This window comes from Aquabacterium sp. (assembly GCF_030652515.1).
GTDB lineage: Bacteria > Pseudomonadota > Gammaproteobacteria > Burkholderiales > Burkholderiaceae_C > Aquabacterium.
On the sequence record NZ_JAUSAR010000011.1, the window covers coordinates 42,641 to 51,507 of the forward strand.

Sequence of the window (8,867 nt, forward strand, 5' to 3'; positions counted from 1 at the left end):
GGAGCTGGGGCGGTATTCGGCGGGGCGCCTGGGTGGGTGGTCCCGCCAACAGCGGGACCACCCACCTGAAGCCCCGACGGATGCCGACCCAGCCCCCGCCCCGCGCTGCCGATATCAAGCGCCCAAGCCTTGCCCGCCCCCACCACCCTAACTGTGCGTGGCCAGCAGGTCGTCCACGTGCACCAGCAAGGCGGGCAGTTGCACCGGCTTGGTCAGGTAGCAATAGGCGCCCGCTGACAGGGCGGCGTCCACCTGCTCGGGCATGGCATCGGCCGAGATCATGATCACTGGCGTGGCCGCGGTCTGAGGGTTGGCCTTCATCAGCGTGAGGAACTCCAGCCCGGAAGCATCGGGCAGGTGCACGTCCAGCAAGACCAGGTCGGGCGCGGGCCCGGTGAGCCGGTCGTGCAGAACGGCCAGGCCTTCTTCAATGGTGGGCGCCACCGTCAAGCGAATCCAGGCGCGCGAGGCCAGCGCACCGCGCACGACTTCGCTGTTCACGTGGTTGTCTTCCACGTACAGCACATGGCGCACGGGCTGGTTGACCTTGGTGATGACGCTGGTGGGTGCTGGCGTCGGTGGCGCGATGGGCTTGGGCATGAGCAGCTTGGCGGCCGGCAAGGTCAAGGTGAAGGTGGAGCCCTTGTCAGCCTCGCTGCGCACGTCCAGTTGGCCATCCATCAGTTGGGCCAGGTGCTGGCTGATCACCAGGCCAATGCCCGCGCCATCGGGGGCCAACCGTTCGCGGCCCAGGCGGTTGAAGGGCTGGAACAGTTGGGCCAACTGTTCGGCGTTCATGCCCAGGCCGCTGTCTTGCACGGCCACGCTGATGCACTCGTCCTGTCCTGGCAGCGAAGCCATCCCCATGGACACCTTGACGGTGCCGCCCGGGCGGTTGTATTTGATGGCGTTGCTCAGCAGGTTGATCAGGATCTGGCGCAGGCGGATCGCATCGGCTTTCACGCCCCAACCTGCCGGTGCGGGGTCTGGGTCCAGCAAATGCACCTTCTGTTTCTGGGCCAACTCCCGGACCATGTCCATCGCCGCGATGGCGGCTTCGTTGATGGGCACGACTTCGGTGTTCAGCTTGAGCGTGCCGGTGTCGATGCGGGACAAGTCCAGCACGTCGTCGATCATGTCCAGCAAATGCCAGCCGGCCTGCTGGATCTGCTGCAGCCGTTGGGATTGCGTGGGCGTCAGGGGCGACTGCTTGTCCAAGTCCATCACCTGCGCGAAACCCAGCACGGCGTTCAGCGGAGTGCGCAGCTCATGGCTCATGCGTGACAGGAACTCGCTTTTCGACCGATTGGCGGTTTCCGCCGCCGCTTTTTGCCGCCGGGCCACGTCCATGGCGGCTTCCACGCGCCGCGTGTGTCCGGTGATCACCAGCAGCAAAGCGCCCAGGGCTGCGGCCAGCACCACGCCGCCAATGGCCAGCAGCCATGACCAGGCCAGGCCCGCCACCACCGGCACCGGCGCATGGGCCCAGGTCACCAGGCGCCATTGGCGGCCCGCGAACTCGATGGGGGTCACGCTTTGGTAGGCTTGTTTTTGATCGGGGACGCCCTTTGAACACTGGGTCGCACCACCCAGAAAAGCCGGGGGGCCTTGGCTGGCATCCATCAGGCAGGCGCTCAGGTAGGCGGGCAGCCCGTGTGTCATGGCCTTGATCATGTCGTCCATGCGCAGCGCCAGAAACACCGCGCCCCGGGTGCTCTGCACGCGGGCCTGCGGGGTGTAGGGCTGACCTTGGTAAACCACCCTGTAGATCACCACACCGGTTTGCTGGTCGGACTCCTGCGCCAACTCGAGCCCCTTGGTGGCAGCTGGCCGGTCTTCGCGCCGCGACTGCTCGAAAGCGTCCTTGGCGGCAGGGCTGGACAGGGAGTTGTATCCCAGCGCTTTTTCATTGCTGGCCATGGGCTCCACAAACCGGATGGCCGCCACTTCGGGCCCTTTCGGGACCAATCGCGCGCGCGTGTCGTGGATCTGGTACTGCCTCAGGCCCTCGGCGTGCTGGCGTCCCTCGAAGCTGGGGATCTCGTCCAGGGTCAGCCGTTCGGTCCAGCCCGTGGCCTGGATGCCGCTCAGCGTGCTCAGCCAGTAGGTGCTGGCCCGTTTGAACTCCTGTCGGCTGACCTCGGCCGACCCGATGTACAGCCCATGCAGAGCCTCCAGGGCATGCAGGTAGCCATTGATCCGCAGATTCACGTCATTGGCCACAGCCTCTACGTCATGGTCGAACACCGATTGAGCGCGCTCGGCTTCCCACAACTGCACCTGGTGGATCGTCAGGCCCAGCAACAGCGTGGTCACCAGCAAAGGCACGCCCACGATCAAACGCCGAGCCCGCCACAAATCGACCGGCCTACCGACCAGTGTCAGCATCAGTGGCGTGCCAATCAACACCCCCAGGGTGTCCCCGGCCCACCATGACAAGGCGGCTTGGGTGGCCTGCGAAGCCGGTAAAACGCCCAGGGCGACCATGGCGGGCACCGACACGCTGGCGTTGATCAGGCACGACACGGGCCCGGCCATCAGCAGGAATCGCCCGATGTCGAAAGGGTGTTCCAGGGGTAAATCCTGGTCGGCACCTGGCGTGGACCAGCGTGCAGCCACCCAGGCTTGCAGCGCGGCGCCCAGCCCGGTGACCAGCGCCAGCGCCGCAAAGGGCCAGAAATCCACAGGATCCTGGGCATGCCAATGGGCGATGGTGAGCACCGTGGCCGAGCCCAGGCCCACCGGCAGCACCATGGCTTTCCCCCACCCCAGCACGCAGGCCAGCCCGAACCCGGCAGACAGGTAAAGCGGCTCCACATGGTCTTGGGGCGAGGCCAAGCCCAGCGCCAGCACGCCAGCGCCCGTGTAGACCAACCAGGTGATGAAACCCCGAGTCCAAGGCGATGTGGGGGCTAAAGCCTGGCGCATGGACGTCCTTCCGAGTCTCGGTGAGTGGATTTTTTTGCGCACCTTAGCACCCATTGGCACCCTCGCGTGAGGGGGAGATCCGGGGTTGATCGTCAGCTTCTTGCGACTAAACGGTGCAAAGCCCCATACAGAGGCCAAGTTATGGCCTTATTGAACTTTGTCCCGCATTGGTCGGTCCTATACTGGAAAAACATTTCGCCATCTGAGGGTTTCAGGTGGCATTGCAGGTTCGTTGCGGGTTCGAAAAGGCACCATTGGCCATGACTTCCAAATTCAAGATTGCGGGCTGGGTGGCACTGGGTGTGCTGGCCGGCGGTTTGACCACCATGCAGTTCCAGGCCACCGCTCGCAACACCGTGGCCCCCTTGCCACTGGAAGAGATGCAGCAGTTGGCCGCCGTGTTCGGCATGATCAAGACCGATTATGTTGAAACGGTGGACGAGAAAAAGCTCATCAGCGACGCCATTGGCGGCATGGTGTCGGGCCTCGATCCCCACTCCACCTATTTCGACAAGACCACCTTCAAGGAATTCCGCGAAGGCACCACGGGCAAGTTCGTGGGCGTCGGCATTGAAATCGGCATGGAAGACGGCCTCGTCAAGGTCGTCTCGCCCATCGAAGGCTCGCCCGCCTTCCGTGCTGGCCTGAAGAGCGGCGACCTGATCACCAAGATCGACGATACCTTCGTCAAGGGCCTGACCATGGACCAGGCCGTCAAGCGCATGCGGGGCGAGCCTCAGACCAAGGTGGTCCTGACCATTTTCCGCAAGCTTGAAAACCGCAGCTTCCCCGTCACCATCACCCGTGAAGAAATCCGCGTGCAAAGCGTGCGGGCCAAGATGGTGGAGCCGGGCTACGGCTGGATCCGCGTCACCCAGTTCCAGGACCGCACGGTGGAAGACTTCGTCGCCAAGGCCGACAAGCTCTTCAAGGACGACCCCAAGATGAAGGGCCTGGTGCTTGATCTGCGCAACGATCCGGGTGGCTTGCTGGAAGGCGCCATCGCCGTGTCGGCCGCTTTCCTGCCCAAGGACGTGACGGTGGTGTCCACCAACGGCCAGATCCCCGAATCCAAGGCCATCTTCAAGGCCCGCCCCGAGGATTACACCCGCCGCCTGGGTGCCGATCCGCTGGCCAAACTGCCAGCCGCCATCAAGAATGTGCCGCTGGTGGTGCTGGTCAACGAAGGCTCGGCCTCGGCCAGCGAGATCGTCTCTGGCGCGCTGCAAGACCACAAGCGGGCCGTCATCATGGGTGCGCAGACCTTCGGCAAGGGCTCGGTCCAGACCGTGCGCCAGCTGACGGCCGACACCGCGCTCAAGATCACCACGGCGCGTTATTACACGCCAAGCGGCCGTTCCATCCAGGCCAAGGGCATCGTGCCCGACGTGATGCTGGACGAAACCGCCGAAGGCAACCTGTTCAGCGCCCTGCGCACCCGTGAAGCCGATCTGGAAAAGCACATTGGCAGCGGCCAGGGCAGCGAGGTCAAGGACGCCGCCCGTGAAAAGGCCCGCGAAGAAGCCATGAAGAAGCTGGAAGAGGCCTCGGCCAAAAAGAACGAGCCGCCCAAACCGCTGCCTGAGTTCGGCAGTGCTGAAGACTTCCAGCTTCAGCAGGCCGTGGCCCAGCTCAAGGGCAAGCCGGTGATCGTCTCCAAAACCATGACCGAGCGCAAGCCCGAGGACACCAAGGCGCAGTGAACGACGACCAACGCCTGCGCTACAGCCGCCATCTCTTGCTGGATGAGTGGTCGGAAGAGGCACAGACGCATCTCTTGAACGCCCACGCCCTGGTCATCGGGGCAGGCGGTCTTGGGGCTCCGGCCCTGATGTACCTGGCCAGCGCCGGCGTGGGGCGCATCACGGTGATCGACCCGGACACGGTCGATCTGACCAACCTGCAGCGCCAGATCGTGCACACGACCGAGCGGGTCGGCCAGACCAAGGTGTCGTCGGCCGCTCAGGGCCTGGCGCAGATCAATCCCGAAGTGCAGGTGCACACGGTGCCCCAGGCGGCCGATGCCGCCCTGCTGGCTCACTGGGTGCCCCAGGCCGACGTGGTGCTCGATTGCACCGACCACTTCGCCATCCGCCAGTTGATCAACCGCGCGTGCCACCTGGCTGGCGTGCCCCTGGTGTCGGCTGCGGCCGTGCGCTTTGACGGGCAGATCAGCGTCTTTGATCCCCGCGTCCCCGAATCGCCTTGCTACGCCTGCCTGTTCCCGCCAGACCAGCCGCCGCCCGAGACGCGCTGCGCCACCCTGGGTATTTTTGCCCCGGTGGTTGGCATGCTGGGCGTGATGCAGGCGGGCGAAGCGCTCAAACTGCTGGCAGGGCTGAATGACAACGCGGCACACATCTCATTGGCAGGGCGCCTGTTGATGCTGGATGGCCGCAGCTGGCGCTGGACTGAATTGAGGGCGCGCCGAGAGTCGGCGTGCTCAGTGTGTGGACCACGAGGCACTGAACAACATGAACAACCCCAAAGAACTGCTTGAACGTAACTTCCCCACGGCGGTTCAGGATGCGCGCAACGCCGCCAAGCCCTCGCTGTACGCGGGGGCCGACAGCAGCTACGACCTGGCGTTTGCCGACCCGGAGTTCCTGCTCAACCCCGACCTGCGCCCCGTGCGCATGCAACTGGAACTGCTCAAGCCCGAGATGGTCCAGCGCGAGGAGGGCATCAAATCCACCATCGTGATGTTCGGCAGCGCCCGCATCCTGCCGGCCGACGAGGCCCAGGCCCGCCTGACCGAAGCGGAGGCGCTGCCCGACGGCTCCGAGCGCGAAGTGGCCGTGCGCCAGGCCCGTCGGCACCTGGACATGTCCAACTACTACGAAGAGGCCCGCAAGTTCGCCACCCTGGTCACCGTCAATTCGGCCCAATTGCAAACGCCGATCTACGTGGTCACCGGCGGCGGCCCCGGCATCATGGAAGCGGGCAACCGGGGCGCTTTCGAGGTGGGTGGCAAAAGCATCGGCCTGAACATCGTGCTGCCCCACGAGCAAGAGCCCAACCCTTACATCACGCCCCGGCTGTGCTTCCAGTTCCACTACTTTGCCTTGCGCAAGATGCATTTCCTGATGCGCTCGGTGGCCCTGGTGTGCTTCCCCGGTGGCTTTGGCACACTGGATGAGCTGTTCGAGGCGCTCACCCTGATGCAGACCGGCAAATGCCGAAAGCGCCCCGTGCTGCTGTTCGGGCGCGAGTTCTGGACCAAGCTCATCAACATCGACCACCTGGTGGACACCGGCATGATCAGCCCGGGCGATGTGCACCTGTTCCGCTACGTTGAAACCGCCGAGGAAGCCTGGGAAACGCTGCAGCAGGTCTATGGCCTGGGTCGGCCGGACAAGGACTCGGCCTGCGGCTGGTAAAGCTGGCATCACCAAAAGGGGCCCGCATGAACGACACCGTCAGACTCATCGGCGCGCCCACCGACGTTGGGGCCAGCATGCGCGGGGCCGGCCTGGGCCCCGAGGCCTTGCGCGTCGCAGGTTTGCCCGAGGCCTTGGCCCGGCTGGGCCTGGCAGTCAACGATGGGGGCAACCTGATCGGGCCCACCAACCCCTGGCAGCCGCCCGTCGATGGGCACCGCCATCTGAAGGAAGTGCTGGCCTGGAACCAGCAGGTTTTCCAAGCCGTGTCCACCGCCTTGAACGCGGGCGATCTGCCCATGCTGCTGGGCGGCGACCACTGCCTGGCCATGGGTTCGATCGGTGCGGTGGCGGCGCATTGCCGCACCACCGGCCAGAACCTGCGCGTCATCTGGCTGGACGCCCATGCCGATTTCAACACCAGCGACATCACGCCCAGCGGCAACCTGCATGGCATGCCCGTGGCCGTGCTGTTCGGCCTGGGGCCGGATGATCTGGTGCACCTGGCTGCCGCCGGTTTGCCCCAGCCCGCCCTGTCGCGTGACGAATTGCGCCTGATCGGCGTGCGCAGCGTCGATGAGCAAGAGCGCCAGTTCGTGCACGCCCAGGGACTGGAAGTCTTCGACATGCGCCACCTGGACGAACACGGCATGCGCGCCGTCATGCAGCAGGCCTTGATGGGGGTGGACGAACGCACCCACCTGCACGTCAGCTTCGACGTTGATTTCCTGGACCCGGACATCGCGCCCGGCGTGGGCACCGCCGTGCGCGGCGGCCCCACCTACCGCGAGGCCCAGCTCTGCATGGAAATGATCGCCGACACCGGCCGCCTGTCGTCCCTGGACATCATGGAGCTGAACCCGGCCCGAGACTTGCAAAACAGAACCGCCGAACTGGTGGTCGACCTGGTCGAAAGCCTGTTCGGCAAATCCACCCTCATGCGTCTTCGCCCCTGATGAGGGTATCTTCCGACTCAGATCTGGCGGCAACTTGCCGATAAGTGCCTTATGAGCCTGCCCGGAAAAACAGCTTTGGTCCTCACTGGCGGTGGCGCCCGCGCCGCCTACCAGGTCGGTGTGCTTCAAGCCATGATGCTGATCCGGCGCGACAGCGGCGAAAAGCAGCGCGGCAATCCCTTCCAGATCATCTCGGGTACCTCGGCCGGTGCGCTCAACGGCCTGGGTCTGGCCTGCCGGGCTGACCACTTCGAGCTGGCCGTGCGCGCCATGGTCGAAGTCTGGCGCGATTTCAAATCCGAACAGGTCTACCACTCCGACTCGCTGGGCATCATCCGCAGCGGCGCCCAATGGCTGACCTTGTTTTCGCTGGGCTGGGCTTTGGCCCGTTGGCGCCGCGCCCGCCCGAGGTCCCTGCTCGACAACGAACCGCTGCGCGAACTGCTGCCCGACCTGTTCAAGATCGAGCGCTTGCCCAAGCTCATGGAAGAGGGGCACCTCCACGCCGTGGCGATATCGGCTTCCAGCTACACCACGGGCGAGCACGTCACCTTCTACGATTGCGCCGAACCGGTGGCCTCCTGGGACCGTTCCCAGCGCATCAGCGTGCGCGACCGCCTGTCGATCGAACACCTGATGGCCTCCAGCGCCATTCCTTTCGTGTTCCCGGCGGTGCAACTGTCAGTCAACGGCCGCCCGCACTACTTCGGCGACGGTTCCATGCGTCAGGCTGCGCCCATGTCACCGGCCATCCACCTGGGCGCCGACCGCATCCTGGTGATCGGTGCCGGCCGCCTGCACGAACCCCCCGCGCCGCGCGACACCATCCTCGAATATCCCAACCTGGCGCAGATCGCCGGTCACGCCATGTCCAGCATCTTCCTGGACGCCCTGGCGGTGGACATCGAGCGCATGAAGCGCGTCAACAGCACCCTGAGCCTGCTCTCGCCCGAAGCGCGCGAGCGTTCAACGCTGCGCCCGGTGGACGTGCTGGTGATCGCGCCCAGCCAGCGCATCGACGACATCGCAGCCCGCCACCTGTGGGCCTTGCCACCCGCCGTGCGCGGCATGCTGCGCGCGGTCGGCGTCTACGGCCGTGGCAAAACCGCCCGGGGCTCGGCCCTGGCCAGCTATCTGTTGTTCGAATCGTCGTTCACCCGCGAGTTGATCCACCTGGGCTTCACCGATGCCCTGGCCAAGCGCGATGAGGTGACGGCGTTTTTTGGCTGGGGTGCGCCCCAGGACGGGACGGCGCCTGGCACCGATCCTTTCGGCGCCAGCATGGGCGAGGGCAGCAGCCCGATCCTGGCCGCCCAGTCCATGGAAAGCAGGGCCTTCAATCCTGATGCTTGCAAAAACGGCAGACCCCGTGGTAGCATCGAGAGCTTCGCACTTTGAGTGTGCGGAGATTCGTCGCCTTCTTTTCAATGCGGCCTCAATGCAGACGTGTGTAGAAGATCCAGGATTTTTCCTGATCTGATCGCCGCGACCCTGTTTGAGATGCTGTTTGACAAGCGGGCATCAGATATTTGAAAGGTCTCCCTATGTACGCGGTCATAAAAACCGGCGGCAAGCAATACAAAGTTGCTGCTGGCGAAAAGAT

6 protein-coding genes are annotated in these 8,867 nt (G+C 64.8%); 5 read left to right on the forward strand and 1 reads right to left on the reverse strand.

Translation table 11 applies throughout. From position 1 onward, the window contains the following. Positions 1–147: 147 nt before the first annotated feature. Positions 148–2,928, reverse strand: a complete 2,781-nt coding sequence (locus Q7V20_RS02475; RefSeq protein ID WP_304786820.1) for a CHASE domain-containing protein — start codon at positions 2,926–2,928, stop codon at positions 148–150. A gap of 260 nt (positions 2,929–3,188) precedes the next feature. Here Q7V20_RS02475 and Q7V20_RS02480 point away from each other — a divergent pair, with 260 nt between their 5' ends. The 5 genes from Q7V20_RS02480 to Q7V20_RS02500 are packed head-to-tail and all read left to right on the forward strand — an operon-like array spanning position 3,189 to position 8,662. Continuing rightward, positions 3,189–4,631, forward strand: a complete 1,443-nt coding sequence (locus Q7V20_RS02480) for a S41 family peptidase (RefSeq protein WP_304786822.1) — start codon at positions 3,189–3,191, stop codon at positions 4,629–4,631. Then, the gene (locus Q7V20_RS02485) at positions 4,628–5,428 is read left to right on the forward strand and encodes a HesA/MoeB/ThiF family protein (RefSeq protein WP_304786824.1); all 801 of its coding nucleotides are present in this window, start codon (positions 4,628–4,630) and stop codon (positions 5,426–5,428) included. The genes Q7V20_RS02480 and Q7V20_RS02485 overlap by 4 nt, the downstream gene beginning before the upstream one ends. Then, positions 5,403–6,308, forward strand: coding sequence for a TIGR00730 family Rossman fold protein (locus tag Q7V20_RS02490; protein ID WP_304786826.1), 906 nt, complete (start codon positions 5,403–5,405; stop codon positions 6,306–6,308). The genes Q7V20_RS02485 and Q7V20_RS02490 overlap by 26 nt, the downstream gene beginning before the upstream one ends. A gap of 26 nt (positions 6,309–6,334) precedes the next feature. Further along, positions 6,335–7,264: an arginase gene (rocF, locus tag Q7V20_RS02495; RefSeq protein WP_304786828.1), complete on the forward strand. Its 930-nt coding sequence runs from the start codon at positions 6,335–6,337 to the stop codon at positions 7,262–7,264. Positions 7,265–7,315: 51 nt separating this feature from the next. Next, complete coding sequence (locus Q7V20_RS02500; protein ID WP_304786830.1) at positions 7,316–8,662, forward strand: patatin-like phospholipase family protein; 1,347 nt, start codon at positions 7,316–7,318, stop codon at positions 8,660–8,662. Positions 8,663–8,867 lie beyond the last annotated feature (205 nt).